At 66.7% G+C, this 18902-nt stretch carries 17 protein-coding genes; 10 read left to right on the top strand and 7 right to left on the bottom strand.

The features are described from left to right. The first annotated feature begins 6 nt into the window (after nucleotides 1-6). The 4 genes from ACH0CP_RS01675 (at nucleotide 7) to smc (ending at nucleotide 5566) form a co-directional block, all read left to right on the top strand. Nucleotides 7-522 carry a DUF721 domain-containing protein gene (locus tag ACH0CP_RS01675; protein ID WP_294442264.1) on the top strand — a complete coding sequence of 172 codons (516 nt, stop codon included), beginning with the start codon at nucleotides 7-9 and terminating at the stop codon, nucleotides 520-522. After that, a complete protein-coding gene (locus tag ACH0CP_RS01670; protein ID WP_294442265.1) occupies nucleotides 519-1214 on the top strand; it encodes a thioredoxin domain-containing protein in 696 nt (231 codons plus the stop codon). The genes ACH0CP_RS01675 and ACH0CP_RS01670 overlap by 4 nt, the downstream gene beginning before the upstream one ends. Nucleotides 1215-1259: 45 nt before the next feature. Then, nucleotides 1260-2006: a thioredoxin domain-containing protein gene (locus ACH0CP_RS01665; RefSeq protein WP_406875388.1), complete on the top strand. Its 747-nt coding sequence runs from the start codon at nucleotides 1260-1262 to the stop codon at nucleotides 2004-2006. Nucleotides 2007-2167: 161 nt separating this feature from the next. Then, the gene (gene smc, locus ACH0CP_RS01660) at nucleotides 2168-5566 is read left to right on the top strand and encodes a chromosome segregation protein SMC (RefSeq protein ID WP_406888478.1); all 3399 of its coding nucleotides are present in this window, start codon (nucleotides 2168-2170) and stop codon (nucleotides 5564-5566) included. Here smc and ACH0CP_RS01655 read toward each other — a convergent pair. Next, nucleotides 5508-6761 carry a hypothetical protein gene (locus ACH0CP_RS01655; protein ID WP_294442268.1) on the bottom strand — a complete coding sequence of 418 codons (1254 nt, stop codon included), beginning with the start codon at nucleotides 6759-6761 and terminating at the stop codon, nucleotides 5508-5510. The two genes, smc and ACH0CP_RS01655, sit on opposite strands and share 59 nt — an antisense overlap. A gap of 67 nt (nucleotides 6762-6828) precedes the next feature. Here ACH0CP_RS01655 and ACH0CP_RS01650 point away from each other — a divergent pair, with 67 nt between their 5' ends. Then, a complete protein-coding gene (locus tag ACH0CP_RS01650; RefSeq protein ID WP_406875390.1) occupies nucleotides 6829-8082 on the top strand; it encodes a putative DNA modification/repair radical SAM protein in 1254 nt (417 codons plus the stop codon). 19 nt (nucleotides 8083-8101) lie between these two features. On the opposite strand, the gene ACH0CP_RS01645 is transcribed toward ACH0CP_RS01650, so the two are convergent. The 3 genes from ACH0CP_RS01645 to gpmA all read right to left on the bottom strand — a co-directional run bounded on the left by ACH0CP_RS01645 (nucleotide 8102) and on the right by gpmA (nucleotide 10482). After that, on the bottom strand, nucleotides 8102-8779 hold the full coding sequence (locus tag ACH0CP_RS01645) for an NAD(P)H-dependent oxidoreductase (RefSeq protein ID WP_294443997.1): 678 nt from the start codon (nucleotides 8777-8779) through the stop codon (nucleotides 8102-8104). 76 nt (nucleotides 8780-8855) lie between these two features. After that, complete coding sequence (gene rarD, locus ACH0CP_RS01640; protein WP_294443998.1) at nucleotides 8856-9779, bottom strand: EamA family transporter RarD; 924 nt, start codon at nucleotides 9777-9779, stop codon at nucleotides 8856-8858. 16 nt (nucleotides 9780-9795) lie between these two features. After that, entirely contained in the window at nucleotides 9796-10482 is a 687-nt protein-coding gene (gene gpmA / locus ACH0CP_RS01635; RefSeq protein ID WP_294443999.1) for a 2,3-diphosphoglycerate-dependent phosphoglycerate mutase, read from the bottom strand. 71 nt (nucleotides 10483-10553) lie between these two features. Between gpmA and ACH0CP_RS01630 the strand changes: the two genes are divergently transcribed. Then, nucleotides 10554-11279 carry a dienelactone hydrolase family protein gene (locus ACH0CP_RS01630; RefSeq protein WP_294444000.1) on the top strand — a complete coding sequence of 242 codons (726 nt, stop codon included), beginning with the start codon at nucleotides 10554-10556 and terminating at the stop codon, nucleotides 11277-11279. 84 nt (nucleotides 11280-11363) lie between these two features. On the opposite strand, the gene ACH0CP_RS01625 is transcribed toward ACH0CP_RS01630, so the two are convergent. Next, the gene (locus ACH0CP_RS01625; RefSeq protein ID WP_294444001.1) at nucleotides 11364-11858 is read right to left on the bottom strand and encodes a helix-turn-helix domain-containing protein; all 495 of its coding nucleotides are present in this window, start codon (nucleotides 11856-11858) and stop codon (nucleotides 11364-11366) included. A gap of 157 nt (nucleotides 11859-12015) precedes the next feature. Here ACH0CP_RS01625 and ACH0CP_RS01620 point away from each other — a divergent pair, with 157 nt between their 5' ends. The 4 genes from ACH0CP_RS01620 (at nucleotide 12016) to ACH0CP_RS01605 (ending at nucleotide 17710) form a co-directional block, all read left to right on the top strand. Beyond that, a complete protein-coding gene (locus tag ACH0CP_RS01620; RefSeq protein ID WP_294444002.1) occupies nucleotides 12016-12378 on the top strand; it encodes a CC_3452 family protein in 363 nt (120 codons plus the stop codon). 129 nt (nucleotides 12379-12507) lie between these two features. Continuing rightward, nucleotides 12508-14613 (top strand): bifunctional (p)ppGpp synthetase/guanosine-3',5'-bis(diphosphate) 3'-pyrophosphohydrolase, encoded by a 2106-nt coding sequence (locus ACH0CP_RS01615; RefSeq protein ID WP_294444003.1) that lies wholly within the window; start codon nucleotides 12508-12510, stop codon nucleotides 14611-14613. Between the two features lie 160 nt (nucleotides 14614-14773). Next, a complete protein-coding gene (locus ACH0CP_RS01610; RefSeq protein WP_294444004.1) occupies nucleotides 14774-16585 on the top strand; it encodes a DUF885 family protein in 1812 nt (603 codons plus the stop codon). A gap of 108 nt (nucleotides 16586-16693) precedes the next feature. After that, entirely contained in the window at nucleotides 16694-17710 is a 1017-nt protein-coding gene (locus ACH0CP_RS01605; protein WP_294444005.1) for a glycosyltransferase family 2 protein, read from the top strand. A gap of 4 nt (nucleotides 17711-17714) precedes the next feature. Here the strand turns inward: ACH0CP_RS01605 and ACH0CP_RS01600 are convergent, their stop codons facing one another. Next, a complete protein-coding gene (locus ACH0CP_RS01600) occupies nucleotides 17715-18443 on the bottom strand; it encodes a bifunctional 2-polyprenyl-6-hydroxyphenol methylase/3-demethylubiquinol 3-O-methyltransferase UbiG (RefSeq protein ID WP_294444006.1) in 729 nt (242 codons plus the stop codon). Between the two features lies 1 nt (nucleotide 18444). Continuing rightward, the gene (locus ACH0CP_RS01595) at nucleotides 18445-18867 is read right to left on the bottom strand and encodes a GtrA family protein (protein WP_294444008.1); all 423 of its coding nucleotides are present in this window, start codon (nucleotides 18865-18867) and stop codon (nucleotides 18445-18447) included. Nucleotides 18868-18902: the final 35 nt, after the last annotated feature.

The following is an 18902-nucleotide window of genomic DNA, read 5'->3' as shown; positions in this document are numbered from 1 at the left end:
CGCCGGATGAGCAAGCGCGCCGGCGCCCCCCCGAAACAGGAACCCGCGCGGTCGAACCGCTCGCGCCAGGTGTCCGAACTGCTGCCCAGCGTCGGCGGGGCGGCATTCCGGCGCTTCGGCTTCATTCAATCCTCGATCGTCACGCGCTGGCCGGAGATCGTCGGCGAGAAGCTGGCCGCCGCCAGTTCGCCCGAATCGATCAAATTCCCGATGGGGAAGAAGCAGGACGGCACCCTCACCCTCGTCGCGCGCAGCGCGCATGCGGTGATGATCCAGCACGTCGTGCCCGAGATCATGGAGCGGGTGAACCGCTTCTTCGGCTATCCCGCCGTCGCCAAGGTCGCGATCCGCCAGGGCGATGTCGCCCCCCGCCCCAAGCCCCGCGTCGTGCCGGAAGCGCGGCCCGTCCCGGCCGAGCTTGGCCACAGCCTGAAGACCATCGCCGATCCCGAACTCAAGGCCGTGCTGGAGGCGCTTGCCGCCGGCATCGGCGCCAGCAGCGGACTGCCAACAATCAGATGAAGAAGCTCCTCGCGCTCGCCGCGCCCATGCTCCTTGGTGCGCTCGCCGTCCCCTTCGCCGCGCCGCTGGTGGCCGCCCCGCAAAAGCCGTGGACTGCGGTCGCGACGCCGGCGCCGGAGGGCAGCTATGTCATCGGCAATCCCAAGGCGAAGGTGAAGCTGATCGAATACGTCAGCTACACCTGCCCCCATTGCGGCCATTTCGCGCGCGACTCGGCGGCGGTGCTGAAGGGCAAGATGATCGCGTCGGGCTCGACCAGCCTCGAAGTGCGCAACTCGATCCATGACCGCTACGATCTGATCGCCGCGACGCTCGCGCGCTGCTCGGGGCCCGCCGTGTTCCCCAAGATGCACGAATTGCTGTACGCCCGGCAGGACGAATGGCTGAACAAGGCGGTCGCATTCGATGCGGCGAGCGGCCAGTCGCCGGCGGGCAATACCCAGGGCGAAAAGATGCGCACGCTCGCGAACGGCGCCGGCCTCACCGACATCGCCAAGGCTGCCGGCATGACGGACGCTGCGATCAACGCCTGCTTCGCCACGGAGGCGAACCTCGCCAAGACGCTTCAGGTGGCGCAGGCGCTGCAGGGCAAGATCAACGCCACGCCCACCTTCGAACTGAACGGCAAGCTGATCGAGCGCACCGACTGGGCCGCGCTCGAACCCATGCTGCGCGCTGCCGGCGCGCGCTGATCTGGCCCCGGCCGACGACTGACGTGATCTGAACGGAGTAGAAGAATGAAGCTGCGTACCGCCGCCACCGCCCCGATCCTCGGGCTCGCGCTCGCGATGCTCGCCGCCTGCGGCGACAACAGCGGCAATTCGACCTCCGCGCCCGCCAATTCGATTGCCGCGACGCCGGCGCCCGCGGGTCAGGACTGGACCCAGGTGGTCAGCAAGACGGCCGACGGCGGCTTCGTCATGGGCAATCCCAACGCCCCGCTGAAGCTTGTCGAATACGGCTCGCGCACCTGCCCCACCTGCGGCAACTTCGGCCGCACCGGCACGCGCCCGCTCGAGGACAATTACATCAAGAGCGGCAAGGTCTCTTACGAGTTCCGCGATTTCCTCGTCCACGCGCCTGACCTTGGCGTCGCGCTGATCGGCCAGTGCGCCGGCGAAGGGCCGTTCTTCGGCATGCTCGAACAGATGTTCGTCGATCAGGACCAGTTCCTCTCGAAGCTCGAGACGGTCCCGGCCGATTTCCAGCAGCGCCTCCAGGGCATGAGCCCGGCACAACAGGCCACCGCCTGGGTCGAGTATCTCGGCGTGATCGATTGGGCGAAGCAGCGCGGCCTCACCGAGCAGCAGGCGCGCCAGTGCCTTGCGGACCCCGCCCGTATCGAGGCGGTCGCCAAGGTCTCCGAAACCGCGATGCGCGACAAGGACGTCACCGGCACGCCGACCTTCATCCTGAACGGCGAAAAGCTCAACGCCGCCAGCTGGCCGCAGGTTGAGGAAGCGCTGAAGAACGCCGGCGCCTGACCTGCCGTCAGCGGCCCGCCACAGCCGCTCGATCTGAGGCTGCCCGAGGGCCATGTCACTGCGCGTCCTGCCCGTGACATGGCCTTCGGCGCGCTCGAGGCGAACGGGCGCGCTTTCCGCCTCTTGCGCTCGTTCGACAACCGCGTCTTGATACCTCACCCGTGCAGATCAAGCGCCTCCGCCTCTCCGGCTTCAAGAGCTTCGTCGATCCTGCCGATCTGCGCATCGAGCCGGGGCTGACCGGCGTCGTCGGCCCCAACGGCTGCGGCAAGTCCAACCTGCTCGAAGCATTGCGCTGGACGATGGGCGAGAACAGCGCGAAATCGATGCGCGGCGCGGGCATGGAAGACGTGATCTTCGCCGGCACCGCCACGCGCCCGGCGCGCGACTTCGCCGAAGTGTCCCTGCTTGCCGAAGTGAACGGCGCCGAGACCGAGATCGTCCGCCGCATCGAGCGCGGCGCCGGCAGCGCCTACCGTATCGACGGCAAGGACGTGCGCGCGAAGGACGTGTCGCTGCTCTTCGCCGATGCCGCGACCGGCGCCCACTCGCCGGCGCTCGTCAGCCAGGGCCGCATCAGCGCGGTCATTGCGGCCAGGCCGACCGACCGCCGCGCCATGCTGGAGGAAGCGGCCGGGATCGCTGGCCTCCATGTCCGCCGCCGCGACGCCGAGCAGAAACTGCGCGCAACCGAGGCGAACCTCGAACGTCTCGACGAGGTCATCGCCGACCAGGAAGCGCGCGCTGCCGCGCTTCGCCGCCAAGCGCGCCAAGCGGAGAAATACCGAACCCTCTCTGCCCAGATCCGCGTTGCAGAGGCGCGGATGATCTTCGCGCGCTGGCGCGATGCCGCCGCCGCTGCGGACGCAGCAAAGGCCGAAGCGGCGGCGGCCGAAACTCGCGTCGCCGGGGCGGCGGAGGCCCAGCGCGCCGCCGCAGCCTATCAGGCGCAGGCAACGGACAAGCTGGCCACCGCGCGCGCTGCCGCGCTGAAAGCGCGCGACAGAAGCGGTGAACTCGCCCACCAACTCGCGGGCCTGCGCGCCGAGGAACAGGCCGCCCGTCGCCGCCTCGCCGAACTGGCGCAGGCCGCCGCGCGTATCGCCGACGATCGAACACGCGAGGGCGCGCTCGCCAACGACGCCGCCGAAGCGCTCGCCCGGCTCGATGCCGAGCGCAAGTCGCTCGAGGCCGCCATCGCCGGTGCCGCGACCGACCTGCCGGCTCGTGAGGCCGCACTCGCGGAAGCCGAACGCCTTGCCCGCGACGCCGAAGTCGCGCTCGCCCAGGCCCTCGCCCGTCAGGCCGCCGAAGCGGCCGACGCCCGCGTCGCGCACGCCGCCGCCACTGCCGCCCGAACCCGCCTCGACCGGGCAGAGCGGGAGGCGGCACAAGTCGCACAGCAGCTCGCCGCGCTCGGTGACGCCGCACCGCTCGAGCGCGACCGCGACACAGCCGCCGCCACGCTTGCCGCCGCCCTCGAGGAGGCCGACGCCGCACGCGCCGCCCAGGCCGAGGCAGAGGCCAATGAACGCACCGCCCTCGCCGCGAGAGACGCAGCGCAAGCCACGCGCGCCGCCGCTCGCGCCGATCTCGCCGCACTCGACAGCGAGGCCACGGCGCTGCGTCGCGCCACCGAACGCAAGGGCCGCGACCGCCTGCTCGATCATGTCCGCGCCGCCCCCGGCTATGAACGCGCCCTCGCCGCGGCATTGGGCGACGACCTCGAGATCGGTCTCGATCAGCAAGCCAACGCCTATTGGTCGGATGTCCACGCTACCGCAGATGCAGGTGTCGGCGCTCCGCCCGACCGCCTCATCCACCACGTTACCGCGCCGCCGCTCCTCGCCCCCCGCCTCGCCCACATCATCGTCCTCGACGCCGACGATCAGCGCCCGCTCGCCCCCGGCGAACGCCTCGTCACCCGGACCGGCCAGCTCCGCCGCTGGGACGGTTATGTCGCGAAACAAGGCGGCGCCGCGGCTGCCGAGCGGCTCGAACGCCTCAACCGCCTCGCCGCGATCGACGAAGCGCTCCCCGCTGCCCGCGAGAGCGTGGCAGTGGCCGAAGCCGATCTTGCCGGCGAGGAAGCGACGATCGCCTCTGCCCGCACGGCTGCGCGCACCGCGCGCGAGCAGCTCGCCCGCGCCGATGCGACGGCACGCGACGCGCGTACCCGGCAGGACCGCGCCGCCGCCCAGATCGAGCGGCTCGCCGGGCTGCGTGCCGACCTCGACGCCCGCGCTGCGCGGACCGCAGCCGAACGCGACGAAGCCGCGCGCGACCATGAAGCCGCCGCCACGGCTCTCACGGCGCTGCCCGATACCAGCGCCACCCCCGCCACCGTCACCACCCTCCAGCGCGAGGCGGAGCACCGCCGCGCCGCCGTTGCCGAGGCGCGCGCCGCCCGCACCGCCATCGAACGCGCCGCGGAGGACGCCCGCACCCGCCTCGCCGCCGCCCAGGCCGATGTGAAAAGCTGGCGCGCCCGCGCCGGAGATGCCGCCCGGCGAATCGCCGACATGGGCAAGCGCGAGGCGGAGATCGCCGCCGAGACCACCGCCATCTCTGCGCGCCCTGACGAACTCGCCGGAGCGATCGCCGAGGCCGCCGCCGCACATGACTCCGCGCGCAAAGCTGCCGACGATCTCGCCGCCGCCGAACGCGCCGCCGAGGCCGCGCTACGGCAGAGCGAGGAGACCGCCCGCCGCGCCGGCGAAACGCTCGCCGAGGCACGCGAGGTCCGCGCCGGTGCCGCCGCGCGGGCCGAAAGCCAGGAGCTTCGTCGCGTCGAGTTCGACCGAGTCTCGGGCGAGCGCTTCGAATGCCCCGCCCCCGTCCTCCCGGAAAAGGTCGGCTTCGACAGCGCCGACGTCCGCTCGCCGCAGGACGAAGCCGCCGCGCACGACAAGCTCGTCCGTGACCGCGAGCGAATCGGGCCGGTCAATCTCGTCGCCGAACAGGAACTGGCGGAGCTCGAGGCCGGCGCCAGCGGCAACGCCGCGGAGCGCGAGGAGCTTGGTCAGGCGGTAAATCGCCTGCGCGGGTCGATCGGTACGCTGAACCGCGAAGGGCGCCAGCGCCTCTTTGCCGCGTTCGAGGCGGTGAACGGTCACTTCCGGCGCCTCTTCACCACCCTTTTCAACGGCGGCCAGGCGCATCTCGAACTGGTCGATTCGGACGATCCGCTCGAGGCCGGGCTGGAGATCATGGCGCAGCCGCCCGGTAAGCGGCTCCAGTCGCTCACGCTTCTGTCCGGCGGCGAACAGGCGCTGACGGCGGTCGCGCTGATCTTCGGCCTGTTCCTCACCAATCCAGCGCCGATCTGCGTCCTCGACGAAGTCGATGCCCCGCTCGACGACGCCAATATCGAGCGCTTCTGCGACCTCCTCGATCGCATGACCCGCGAAACGGAGACCCGCTACCTCATCGTCACCCACAATGCCGTCACGATGAGCCGCATGCACCGCCTGTTCGGCGTCACCATGATCGAGCGCGGCGTCAGCCGTTTGGTCTCGGTCGACCTTCAGGCAGCGGAGACATTGCTGGCGGCGGAGTGAGTGCCTGCTCCACCAGCCAAGCTGGCGCCGGGCTGCGCACCGCATCCACGATGATCCACAGCATCGCCGCCGCCCGGAACGCCGCTGCCACCGCGATATGGCCCTGCGTCACCCCCATGCCGGCGGCGCCGGGCGAGGCGAAGAACCAGAACTCCGCCCAGTACGCCGCGAGATCGCCAAGCACGAACCACGCGACGGGCCATAGCCGGCGCGAGATCAGCAGCAGGAAGGGATAGAGCCACAAGTCGAATTGCGGCGAATAGACCTTGTTGGTCAGCAGGAACCAGGCGAGCACCGGGGTGAACAGCACCCAGGACGTGTCGCCATGCCGGCGCCATCCGAGCACGATGATCGCCGCCGCGCCGCCGGCGAAGACCAGGAATGAGCCAAGGTTGCGCGTCGCGACATCGGTCCACCGCCAGCCCTGCACACTCATGATCTCCCACACCGATGCCGCCGTGCCGCTGCGCGCCTGGCTGAAAGTGTAGAATTCAGCCCAGCGCTCGAAGGCGCGAAGCGCGATCGGCAAATTCAGCGCGCCCCAAAACAGGATCGCGATCGCCGCCAGCCCGGCCGCCGAAAGAATCCGAAGCCGCCAGTCCCAGCCACGTCGGAACAGCGCCCCCAGCCCCAGCAGCGGCAGCAGCAGCACCGGGAACAGCTTTGCCGCCGTCCCGATCGCCGCCAGCGCGGCGCTGCTCGCCGCTTCTCCGCGCCGTGCCGCAAGGAACGCTGCGACCGCCAGCGCCACGGCCAGCATGTCCCAATTGTGGCCCAGGTACAGCACGAGCGGCGGCGCGGCGGCCCACCACCATCGCCGCTTCAGCGGCACCCCGGCCCGCTCCATCATCCGCAGCACGGCGAAGGCAAGCGCCGCATTGACGATCGAGACGACCAGCAGGAAATCGAATGCGTCGCCGCGCGCGCCGCCGATGCTGCGCACCATCAGCCCTTCCAGCCAGATCAGCGCGCCGGTCAGCACCGGATATTCGATCCGCGCCTCGATGTACGGCAACTGCCCCGCCGCCACCCCGCGCAATCCCCAGAAGGGCACCGCATCGGAATAACAGCCAGTCAGATACTGCTCGTCACCCAGCCAGATCGCCCCGCAATGCGCCTTGAACCACCAGCCGGCGAGGCAGGTTAGCGCGAACAGCAGGTAAGGCCCGGGATGATCGACGCGCAGCAATCGCATGGCCGACGGCTTACGCGCGGAATGTGACACGGTCGACAAGCCATACAGAAGAACTTATAGAGAACAAATGGCGCAACTCGATGTCAGTCAGAAGCTGGAAATCCTTGCGGATGCAGCGAAATATGATGCGTCCTGCGCCTCATCCGGCACCACCAAGCGCAACTCGCGCGACGGCAAGGGCATCGGCTCGACCGAGGGCATGGGCATTTGCCACGCTTATGCGCCGGACGGCCGCTGCATCAGCCTGCTGAAGATCCTGCTCACCAACAGCTGCATCTTCGACTGCCATTATTGCATCAACCGCAAGAGTTCGAACGTCCGCCGCGCGCGCTTCACCGCGAAGGAGGTCGTGAACCTCACGCTCTCCTTCTACCGGCGCAATTATATCGAGGGGCTGTTCCTCTCCTCCGGCATCATCGGCTCGTCCAACTACACGATGGAGCAACTGGTCGAGGTCGCCCGCTCACTCCGGGAGGATCACCATTTCCGCGGTTATATTCACCTCAAGACCATTCCGGATGCCGATCCGGAGCTGATCCACCAGGCCGGCCTCTACGCCGATCGCATGTCGATCAACGTCGAACTTCCCACCGTCAGCGGCCTGAAGCGACTGGCGCCGGAAAAGGACAATGGCCGGATCGAGGGCGCGATGAGGGGCCTCAAATCCTCGATTCTCGACACGCGCGACGCGAAGAAGCGCTACAAGTCAGCCCCCACCTTCGCGCCGGCCGGGCAATCGACGCAGATGATCGTCGGCGCCGATGCGGCGACCGACGGGGATATCGTCACCAAGGCAGCGACGCTCTACGACCGCTTCGATCTTCGCCGCGTCTATTATTCCGCGTTCAGCCCGATTCCGGACGCCTCCGCCGTCCTCCCACTGCAGCGCCCGCCGCTCATGCGTGAGCATCGCCTCTACCAGTCGGACTGGCTGATGCGCTTTTATGGCTTTCAACCGAAGGAAGTCGTCGCCGCGGCGGATGATGCCACCGGCATGCTCCCGCTCGATATCGATCCCAAGCTCGCCTGGGCATTGAAGTTCCGTGACAGCTTCCCGGTCGACGTGAACCGTGCCCCGCGCGAACTGTTGCTGCGCGTGCCGGGGCTCGGCACCAAGGCGGTGGCGAACATCCTCACCAGCCGCCGCTGGCGCCGCCTGGGGCTTGATGACGTCGCCCGGCTCACCGTCTCGATCGCCAAGATCCGCCCGTTCATCGTCACCGCGGATTGGCGCCCGGTGACGCTCACCGACAAGGCGGATCTCAAGCAGCTCGTCTCGCCGCGCAAGCAGCAGCGCCAGCTGGAGCTCTTCGCCGCCTGATCCGCCTTGCCGTAGGCGCTCAGCCGCCGGCGCGCGACGTGACGTTAGCCGTATTCTCCGCCTGCCGCGCGCTCAGCAGCATGGCGCAATTGCGCTCCGCGGTCGCCCGCACGCGTTCCAGCTGCTCCGCGGCATATTGCGCATCCATCCCCGGCACGACCGAGTCGATCCGGATGTGCTCGGCACGGGTCATCCCCAGCCCCTGCCACAGATAGGCGTCGAAGATCTCGCGCAGCGATCCCACTTGTCCCTTCTCGTGCAGCCAGGCGAGCGACGTGCCCGAGGTGCTGAACGATAGCAGCGGCTTGCCCTTCACCGCGGGATGGCCGGACTGCTGCTGCACGTCGCGATAGCTGTAGTTCGAGCCAAGGACGCGATCGACATAGCCCTTGAGGATCGCCGGCGGCAGCGCGAACCAGATCGGATAGACCAGCACCACGATCTGCGCCGATTGCAGCAGCTCCAGCTCCGCCGCGACGTCTGGCGCAGGATGCGCCTCGCCGTCCGGGGACGGGCGCTCCTCGTCGCGCAGCACGGGATCGAACCCCATGGCATACAGGTCGCGCACGATCACTTCCTGGTGGAAGCTCTCGGCCGTCTCGACATAGCGGTCGACGATCTGGCCGTCGAAGCTGTCCCGGCGCGGATTGGCGAAGACCAGGTGATGGCGGATCGCCGGCAGGGCCGGTTTGGTCATGATCTCAACTCCGTGGTTCGTGTTCCCCGCCGGTCTAGCATGGTCGCGAGGCGGAAACGAACCTTGGTCGCGGCTTTCAGGACGCTGCCGGCGCTACGTCGGCCGCCTCGCGCCGCAGCCGCGCCGCCGATCGCGCGCCGCGCACCGTATCCCAGGCGAAGGCCGCGCACCCCGTCCAGATCAGCGCAAAAACGATGAGGTGCAGCGGCCGCAGCGGCTCCCCGAACACCGCCACTGCGACGATGAACTGCAGCGTCGGCGCGACATATTGGAGCAGCGCCAGCGTCGAATAAGGGAGCAGCCGCGCCGCGGCGGCGAACATCAGCAGCGGCAGGGCGGTGAAGGCACCCAGCAGGATCAGGAGCGCGTCGGTGCTCAGCGACGCACCGAAAGCCCCTGCCCCTTCTGCGCCGAGTATCAGCACATAGGCAAGCGACGGCGGCGCCAGCAGCACCGTCTCCACCAGCAGCCCGCCGAGCGAATCGATCGCCACCACCTTGCGCGCCAGTCCGTAGAGGCCGAACGTTGCCGCCAAGGACAGCGATATCCACAAGGTGTCGAGCGCGACGAACGCCATGGCAAGCACGCCCGCGGTGGCCAGCCCGATCGCCACCCCCTGCCATTTGCGCAGCCGCTCCTTCAGCACGATCACGCCGAGCGCCACGTTCAGCAGCGGATTGATGAAGTAACCAAGGCTGCCGGCCAGCGTGTGCCCGGCATTCACCGCCCAGATATAGATCAGCCAGTTCACGCCGATCAGCGCCGCGCTGATCACCAGGATGCCCAGCGTGCGCCGGTTGATCGCCGCGCGGATCGCCTCCCAGCGCCGCATCACGGTCACCACCACCATCAGCAGCACCAGCGACCAGATCACGCGATGCGCAAGCACCTCGATCGCCGGCACGCTTTTCAGCAGCCGGAAGTACAGCGGCAGGACACCCCAGAAGGTATAGGCGCCCAGCCCCAGCAGCAGGCCGCCGCGGGCGGAAGTCTCCGTCACGGGCGCCGACCGATCGTCAGCGTTCGCTCAGGTAGTAACGGTCGATCGCCGACAGATCATCCGCCAGCTCATAGACGATCGGCTGGCCGGTCGGGATCTCCAGGCTGGTAATCTCGTCGTCGGGAATATTCGACAGATGCTTCACCAGCGCGCGCAGCGAATTGCCGTGGGCGGAGATCAGCACGCGCTGCCCGTCCTTCAGCGCCGGCGCGATGCGCTCCTCCCAATAGGGCAGCACGCGTGCGATCGTGTCCTTCAGGCTCTCCGTCGCGGGCACGTCGATCCCGGCATAGCGGCGGTCGTTGGTCAGGTCGTACGGCCCGCCCGCTTCGGCCGCCGGCGGCGGGATGTCGAAGCTGCGGCGCCAGATATGCACCTGCTCCTCGCCATGCTTTGCCGCGGTCTCCGCCTTGTTGAGGCCGGTCAGTCCGCCGTAGTGGCGCTCGTTCAGCCGCCAGTGCTTTTCGGTCGGCAGCCACAGCCGGCCCATCGCCTCGAGCGCCAGGTTCAGCGTCTTGATCGCGCGGGTCTGCAGCGAGGTGAAGGTCAGGTCGAAATCGAGGCCCTTGGCCGCCATCAGTTCGCCCGCCGCCTTGGCTTCGGCCGCGCCCTTCTCGGTCACATCCACGTCCCACCAGCCGGTGAAACGGTTCTCGAGGTTCCAGGCGGACTGGCCGTGGCGGATCAGGACGAGAGTTGGCATGCCGGCTCCTTGCGGTGGTCGGATGCGGTCTGTAGCGGCTTGGCGCGCACGAGCAACACGGGAGAGCTACGATGGCAATCGTTCGACAGACGCTGGTGTATGACGGCCCCGGCGGCCCGTTCGAAGGCGTGATCGCCTGGGAAGACGAAGTGGAAACGCCGCGCCCCGGCGTGCTCGTCTGCCCCAACATCCTGGGCCAGAAGGAATCGGACAATCAGAAGGCGGAGGATCTCGCAAAGCTCGGCTACGTCGCACTCGCCTGCGACGTCTATGGCCAGGGCAAGCGCAAGACGCGCGAGAGCGAGAACGCCCCTGAATATATGAACCTGCTCGATGCCGATCGCGGCCTGCTGCGCGATCGGCTTGCCGCCTCGCTGGAGGCGCTGCGCAGCTTTTCGGCGGTCGATCCGACGAAGCTTGCCGCAGTGGGCTTCTGCTTCGGCGGCAAATGCGTGCTGGACATGGCGCGCGCCGGCCTGCCGATCCTGGGCGGCGTCAGCTTCCACGGCGTCTATGATCGACCGGATTACGCCAATGTCTCGCCGATCGAGGCGAAGCTACTCGTCTGCCACGGCTGGGAAGATCCGCTCTGCCCGCCCGATGCGATGGTCGGGCTTGGCCGTGAATTGACTGAGGGCAAGGCCGATTGGCAGATCCACGCCTACGGCAATGCCGGCCACGCCTTCACCGATGCCGCGCTGGTCAAGCCAGCCGCACCGGGCGTCGCCTATGACGAGCGCGCCGATCGCCGCAGCTGGAAGGCGATGAGCGACTTCCTTGCCGAACTCTTCGTCTGATCCGGCAGCCCTAAAGAAAAAAGCGGGAACCTGGTTTGAACCCGGGCTCCCGCTTTCTCTGTCACTTAGGGTGATCGGCCGGCGCTATTCCGCCGCCTCCGGCACACCCCCGGCCACGTCGGTGTCATCGTCGCGAACATCGCCCGGCAGCGCCCAGTGGAGATCGTGCTTTCCCAGCACACGGCCGTCATGGCTCAGCACCGCGACCTGCTGCACGGGGCGATAGTCGCGCGCGTCGACCAATACCGGGAAGGCCGGGCAGCCGGTCTCCCAGCGCTCACCCCATTGGCGCAGCGCCACCATCGTCGGCAGCAGCGCATACCCCTTGTCGGTCAGGCAATAGGCGATCTTCCGCCGATCTTCCGGCAGGGATCTGCGTTCCATGATGCCATGTTCGACGAACCGGGCCAGTCGATTGGCCAGGATGTTGCGGGCAATGCCGAGTTCGGACTGGAACTCCTCGAAATGCTGCAGTCCGTTGAAGGCGGCGCGCAGGATCAGGAAGGCCCAGCGCTCACCCATCGACTCGAGCGCCGCCGGCAGGCTGCATTCGTTCAGTGGCTCGCGCAGCTCACCCATGAAATTTCCTCTTCAATCTCAACGTACCGCATCACCTCTACTAACCGAATAGAAAATAAAGGTTGCTCAATGCAACTCGCAACTGCGAGTTTTCTCTTGCAACTCGCATCTGCAGCATCTAGGTAGCGATCAGCAACTTACTCTCCGGAGGCACATCATGATTCGCGTTATCGCCAAGTCCATTCTTGCGTCCGCTGCTCTGCTCGCTGCCGCCGGTGTTTCGGCTCAGCCGTCGTCCGGCGCCTATGTCGCCACCCCGGTCAACGCACCCGCCAAGTCGGTGCTGATGACCCGCGACACCGCCTGGAACGTCCGCGACGGCGCCTTCGTCACGGTCAATGCACCGATGCGCGAAATGGCGGCTTGCCAGCTCGTCGCCCGCAGCGCGGGCCAGCTCTCGGGCTTCGTCGCCAACGGCAAGGCGTTCGATACGGCGCAACTCGACGCATGCAACGCCAAGGCGAAGGGCATCAAGACCGTCGTCGCCAAGACGGACGCGACGGCCGTTCCCGCCAACTGATCGGCACTCCCGCCGGTAAACGAGAAGGGCCCGCGCTCTGGTCAGCGCGGGCTCTTTTTGTTGCCTGTGGCGCTCGGCCCACAGGCTTTTCTGTTGCATTGCAAGGGGCAGCGGCCCCAAATCTGATCCGTGCTGCGTCAATATGAACTTGTAGACCGGGTCCTTGAGTATGACCCTGATGCCGATGAGGCGCTGCTGAACCGCGCCTATGTGTTCTCGGTCAATGCCCATGGCACGCAGAAACGTGCGAGCGGCGATCCCTATTTCAGCCACCCGATCGAGGTGGCCGGCATCCTGACCGAGCTTCACCTCGATGACGAGACAATCGCCACCGCGATCCTCCACGACACCGTCGAGGATACGGTCGCCACGACCGAGCAGATCGAGCAATTGTTCGGCGGCAACGTCGCGCGGCTGGTCGATGGCGTTACCAAACTGTCGAAGATCGAGGCGCAGACGGAGAGCGAGCGCGCCGCGGAAAACCTTCGCAAGTTCCTGCTCGCCATGTCCGGTGACATCCGCGTGCTGCTGGTCAAGCTCGCGGACCGGCTGCACAACATGCGCACGCTCCACCACATCAAGAACCCGGACAAGCGCAAGCGCATCGCGCGCGAGACGATGGATATCTACGCCCCGCTCGCCGAGCGGATCGGCATGTACGAGTTCATGAAGGAGATGCAGACGCTCGCCTTCCAGCAACTCGAGCCGGAGGCATACGAATCGATCACGCGTCGGCTGGAGCAGCTTCAGGCCGGCGGCGGAGACCGGATCGAGAAGATCAAGCAGGGCTTGAAGGACCTGCTCGCCCGCAGCGGCATCGACGCGGAAGTCTCGGGCCGCGAGAAGCATCCCTACAGCATCTGGCGCAAGATGCAGGAACGGCACATCAGCTTCGAGCAGCTGTCCGACATCATGGCCTTCCGCGCCATCGTGAAGGACGAGGACCAATGCTATGCCGCGCTTGGGCACATTCACCGGCGATGGCCGATGGTCCCGGGGCGGTTCAAGGATTACATCTCGACGCCCAAGCGCAACGGCTATCGTTCGCTGCACACCACCGTCATCCACAACGAGAATCAGCGCGTCGAAATCCAGATCCGCAGCGAGGAAATGCATGCGGAGGCGGAATTCGGCCTCGCCGCGCATTGGGCGTACAAGCAGGGCGAGAAGGCGAGCCCGCAGGCACAGCAGAGCTGGATCGCTGACCTCGTCGAGATCCTCGACACTGCCGGCAGCCCCGAGGAGCTGCTCGAGCACACCCGCATGGCGATGTACCAGGATCGCATCTTCGCCTTCACGCCGAAGGGGGAATTGATCCAGTTGCCCAAAGGCGCGACGCCGATCGACTTTGCCTATGCCGTCCACACCGATCTTGGCGATCAGGCGGTCGGGGCGAAGGTGAACGGCCGCGTCGTGCCGCTGCGCACGGTGATCGAGAATGGTGACCAGGTGCAGGTTCTGCGCTCTCAGGCGCAGGTGCCGCAGCCCAATTGGCTGAACTTCGCCATTACCGGCAAGGCACGCGCCGCGATCCGCCGCCACCTTCGCCAGGTGGAGCGCGATCAGACCGTGGCGCTCGGCCGCAAGCTCTACGACGATATCGTCAGCCGCCTTCCCGCTCCGCTTGCGCAGGATGCGCTGAAGGAAGCGCTGAAGCGCCTGAAGATGCCGGACGAGAACGTGCTGATGCAGGCGATCGCCCGCCGCACGCTCACCGATGCGCAGGTGATGGAGGCGCTGATGCCGGGCTCGGCCGGCGCCGATGTCGCGCATGCGCCGCCGCAATCCTCGGCGATCTCGATCGAAGGCCTGGCGCCCGGCGTCGCCTACGAGCTTGGCGAATGCTGTCACCCGGTGCCCGGCGACCGCATTGTCGGCCTGCGCCGGCCGGACGCTTCGATCGAGGTCCATGCGATCACGTGTTCGACGCTTGCCGAACTTGCCGAACGCTCCGACGAGGAAACCGACTGGATCGACGTTCAGTGGGGCGACAAGACCGAAGGCGCCACGGCCCGCATCGCGGTCGAGATCAAGAACGAGCCGGGCGCGCTCGGCGTGCTCGCCACGATCATCGGCCAGCACAAGGCGAACATCATCAACCTGCGGCTCGATACCCGCGACACGCAGTTCCACACCAACATCATCGATGTGGAAGTGCACGACGCCCACCAGTTGATGCGCCTCCTCGCCGCGCTTCGCGCAGTGGACGCGATCAATGCCGCCGAACGCGTCTGATCCACGCGGCGGGCTGCTGTCCCACGCCTTGCCCGCCAGGCTATCTCGTTGATGCGCCGACGGCACGATCCGCACACGAAAAGAAGTCGATCGTTCCACTTGCGGCATTATTGCTGCCCTGCTTAGAACCGCGGCGTCACTTAACGAAAGGCTCAAGCCCTTGGATCGCCGTCGCTTCCTCGCCTCTGCCAGCGCCGCCTCTGCCTTCGCGCTCCTGCCCGAAGCGCTCCGGGCGCAGACCAATGCCACGCCGGCAAATCCCGCTGACGCCCGTTTAAATGCCATTTTCGACCAGATTTTCGCAAAGACGCTCCAGCGTTCACCGGAATTGGCCACCTCCTTGGGCATGGACAAGGGCCCGAACGCCCGCCTGAAGCACCTCCTGTCCGACGATTCGCCCGCCGCAAAGGCGCGCAATCATGCAGAGCTGAAGCAGTCGATCGCCACGATCCGCGCCTTCGATCCGGCTCCCCTCTCGCCCCGCTCGAAGCTTGATCGCGAGGTGATCCTCTATTCACTCGAGAGCCGCGCGCTCCCCCGCGACAAGTTTAACCTCGATGGCGTGCAGCGCCCCTTCACGATCACCCAGCAGGCGGGCGCCTATTTCTCTGGGCCTGACTTCCTGAACTCGGCGCACACGATCAACAATGCAGAGGATTGCGAAGCCTACATCAGCCGCCTGTCCGCCTTCGCGAACAGCCTCGATCAGGACAGCGCGCAGCAGAAGGAAGAGGCAGCGCGCGGCTATCTCGCGCCTGATTTCTCGCTCGATCTCGCGCTCGGCCAGATGGCGAAGCTGCGCTCGCCAGCGCCCGCCGAGAACGGCCTTGCACAGTCCGTCGCAAAGCGCGCCGCCGCGAAGAACATCCCGGGCGACTGGCAGGGCCGCGCCGCGAAGATTGTCGAGACGCAGGTCTACCCCGCGCTCGATCGCCAGATCGCGCTGGTGAAGGCCCTTCGCGCAAAGGCGCGCAGCTCGGCCGGCATTTGGGATATCCCGCGGGGCGACGAGATCTACGCCGCCGCACTCGAGCAGGCGACCACCACCAAGTACACGCCGGAAGAGGTCCACAAGATGGGCCTCGAGCAGGTTGCGGACATCAGCGCGCAACTCGATGCGATCCTGCGCAAGCAGGGCCTGACCAGCGGCAGCGTCGCCGAGCGCCTCAACATCCTCAACGTTCGTGCCGACCAGCTCTATCCCGATACCGCCGAGGGCCGCGCTGAGCTGATCAAGAGCCTGAACGACGGCAATGCCGCGCTGACGGCGAAGCTCAGCCAGGCCTTCCTCAATCCGCCCAGCGAACCGCTCGATATCCGCGCAGTGCCGGTGGAAATCCAGGACGGCGCATCGAATGGTTATTACAATCGCGCCGCACTCGATGGGTCGCGCCCGGCAATCTACTGGATCAACCTCAAGAGCGTCGCCGATTGGCCGAAGTACTCGCTGCCCAGCCTCACCTACCATGAAGGGGTGCCGGGCCATCACCTGCAGATCTCGATCGGACAGAAGGCGAAGCAGCCGTTGCTGCGCAACCTCTCCTTCTTCAGCGCCTATTCGGAAGGCTGGGCACTTTATGCCGAAAGCGTAGCGGACGAACTCGGCGGCTATGCCGACGAGCTGGAACGCGCCGGCTTCCTGCAGAGCTACCTCTTCCGCGCCGCGCGCCTCGTGATAGACACGGGTCTCCACACCAAGAAGTGGACCCGCGATCAGGCAACCGACTACATGGTCCAGACGGTCGGCTTCGCCCGCCCGCGCTCGCAGCGCGAGGTCGAGCGTTACTGCACGATGCCTGGCCAGGCCTGCAGCTACAAGGTCGGCCACGCTGCGTGGGTTCGCGCGCGCGAAACGGCGCAGAAGATCCGCGGAGACAAATTCGATCTGAAGCAGTTCCACGAAGTGCTTCAATATGGCGCCGTGCCGCTGACGATCATGGAGCGGCTGGTCGAGGAGCAGGCCCGCGCCTGAACGGAGCTACCTGCCCTGCATCCGGCGCGGGCACGCCCCGGCCGGACGCAGGAAGACTCCAAGTTCCACGTGATTTCATAAGTGGCGGGCTGTAGACCGCCCCTCATCATGCACCGTCCTGCACTTTCGATCGTCATCCCCTGCTACAATGAAGCGGCGACGCTTCCCCTGCTCCACCAGCGTGTGTCTGCCGCGGCACGCGCCGCGGTCGGCGACGACCATGAGATCGTCCTGATCAACGATGGATCGCGAGACGATAGCTGGGCCATCATGCAGTATCTCGCGGCCACAGATCCGCGGCTCGTGGCGATCAACCTGTCGCGCAATCATGGCCACCAACTGGCGCTCACCGCCGGACTTGATCTGTGTTCCGGCGAGCAGATCCTGATCATCGACGCGGATCTGCAGGACCCGCCAGAGCTCCTTTCCGACATGCGCGAGACGATGGCGCGTGAAGGGGCGGACGTGGTCTATGCGGTGCGCCGCAAGCGCGCTGGTGAAACCATGTTCAAGAAGGCCACCGCTGCCGCCTTCTATCGCTTGCTCGATCGACTCACCGACACGCCGATCCCCCTCGATACCGGCGATTTCCGCCTCATGTCGCGCCGCGCGCTTGATGCCCTGCTGTCGCTTCCCGAACAGGCCCGCTTCATTCGCGGCATGGTCGCGTGGATCGGCTTCCGTCAGGTCCCCTTCGCCTATGATCGCGCAGAGCGGCACGCAGGTGAAACCAATTACCCGATCAGCAAGATGATCCGGCTCGCGCTCGACGCAGTCACCGGCTTCTCCACGGCGCCATTGCGGTTCGCCAGCCATGCCTCGGTGGCGCTTGCCGGCGCATCCGTGCTGCTCCTGCTCTATATCGCCTGGGGTTATTTCGAAGGCGATCCGGTGCAGGGCTGGACGTCGACGATGCTGGTCGTGACGGTGCTGAGTGCCGTCCAGATGTTCGTACTCGGCATGATCGGCGAATATCTCGGGCGTCTGTACATCGAATCGAAGCGCCGCCCGCTGTATCTGGTGGCCGACATCGCCGGCACCGTGCAGCGCCGCGCAACGCTCGGCTTCCAGGCAGAGCGCACGATTGTCTCCCCGCGTGATCTGGCCCGCGAAACCGCGAAGTAAGCCTTCAGGCGGGCTCCGCCAGCGTGACGATCGACACACCGGGCGGCATTGGCAGCCGCCCGACCAGATGACGCTCCAGCCGGAAGATCGTCTCGAACAGCTTGTTGACCGGTGCGGGCGGGGGCGAATCATCGCTGTCGTCGCGCCCGGTCAGCCGCCCCGCAATCCGCGCGCCGGCGGCGAGCGGAAACAGAAGCGAGTTGAAATAGCCAAGCTTGCGCGGCCGTAGGCCCGCCGCCTCGATCGCTTTCACCAGCGTTGCCTTGGAGTAACGCCGGTGATGATGATTCACCACGTCGTGCGCGCTCCACATCCACTGATGCGCCGGCACGGTGATCAGGATCTTCCCGCCGGGCGCCAGTCGCTCGCGCATGGCCCGCAGTGCCGCGACATCATCCTCGATATGTTCGACCACATCGAGAACCGCGATCAGATCGTAATGGCCGGAGGGAACGCCGGGCAGGCCGGGCAGCGGCGCCGCACCCACGTCCCTGCCGAGACGCTTGCTGGCGATCTCCCGGGCTGCCGGATCGATCTCGATCGCCTCGACACTGCCGAACTGAGCCAGCATCGGCAGGTTGTGTCCGGTACCGCAGCCGATCTCCAGGATGCGTGCTTGCGCCGGCAGCCCACCCTCGCGGGTCAGATAATCCGCTAGGATGTCCCGCCGGGCGCGATACCACCAATGGGTGGAATCATGCTCGGCCATGCGATCGTAGACGCGGCGATCCATATCAGGCGAATACCCACAAGCGATTGAGTGCAAAGGTGACGGCCGGCGTCACGAAGACGATTGGGATCAGCGGCCACCACCACGGCCCTGCCAGCATGGCATCGTCCGTCAGCAGCCACACCCAGAAGGTGTTCGCCGCGAAGCTGACGAGCGAGACCGCGAAGAATTTTGGCGCAGAAGATTTCGCCGAGGCACTGTGCCCGCGAAAGCTCCACTTGCTGTGGAGCACGTATCCGGACAGCATCGCTACCAAATAGCCGCAGATATTCGCCACTTGCTCCGACGTGATCTTGAATGCAGCCAGTGGCGAATAAACCAGCGCATAGCACACGGTCGCCAGTCCGCCGGCGATGCCGAAACGGATGATCTGCCCGAGGGTTTCCCGCGCCTCCTCGGAAAGGAACTTGTTGCGAACCGCGTCCACGCCTTGCCCTTTATGCCCCCGAAGCTAGAGGCGAG

It is taken from the genome of Sphingomonas sp. 179-I 2A4 NHS (assembly GCF_045369135.1).
Lineage (GTDB): Bacteria > Pseudomonadota > Alphaproteobacteria > Sphingomonadales > Sphingomonadaceae > Sphingomonas.
Note: the sequence above shows the minus strand (reverse complement) of the source record. Positions and strands in the feature narration are given on the sequence as shown.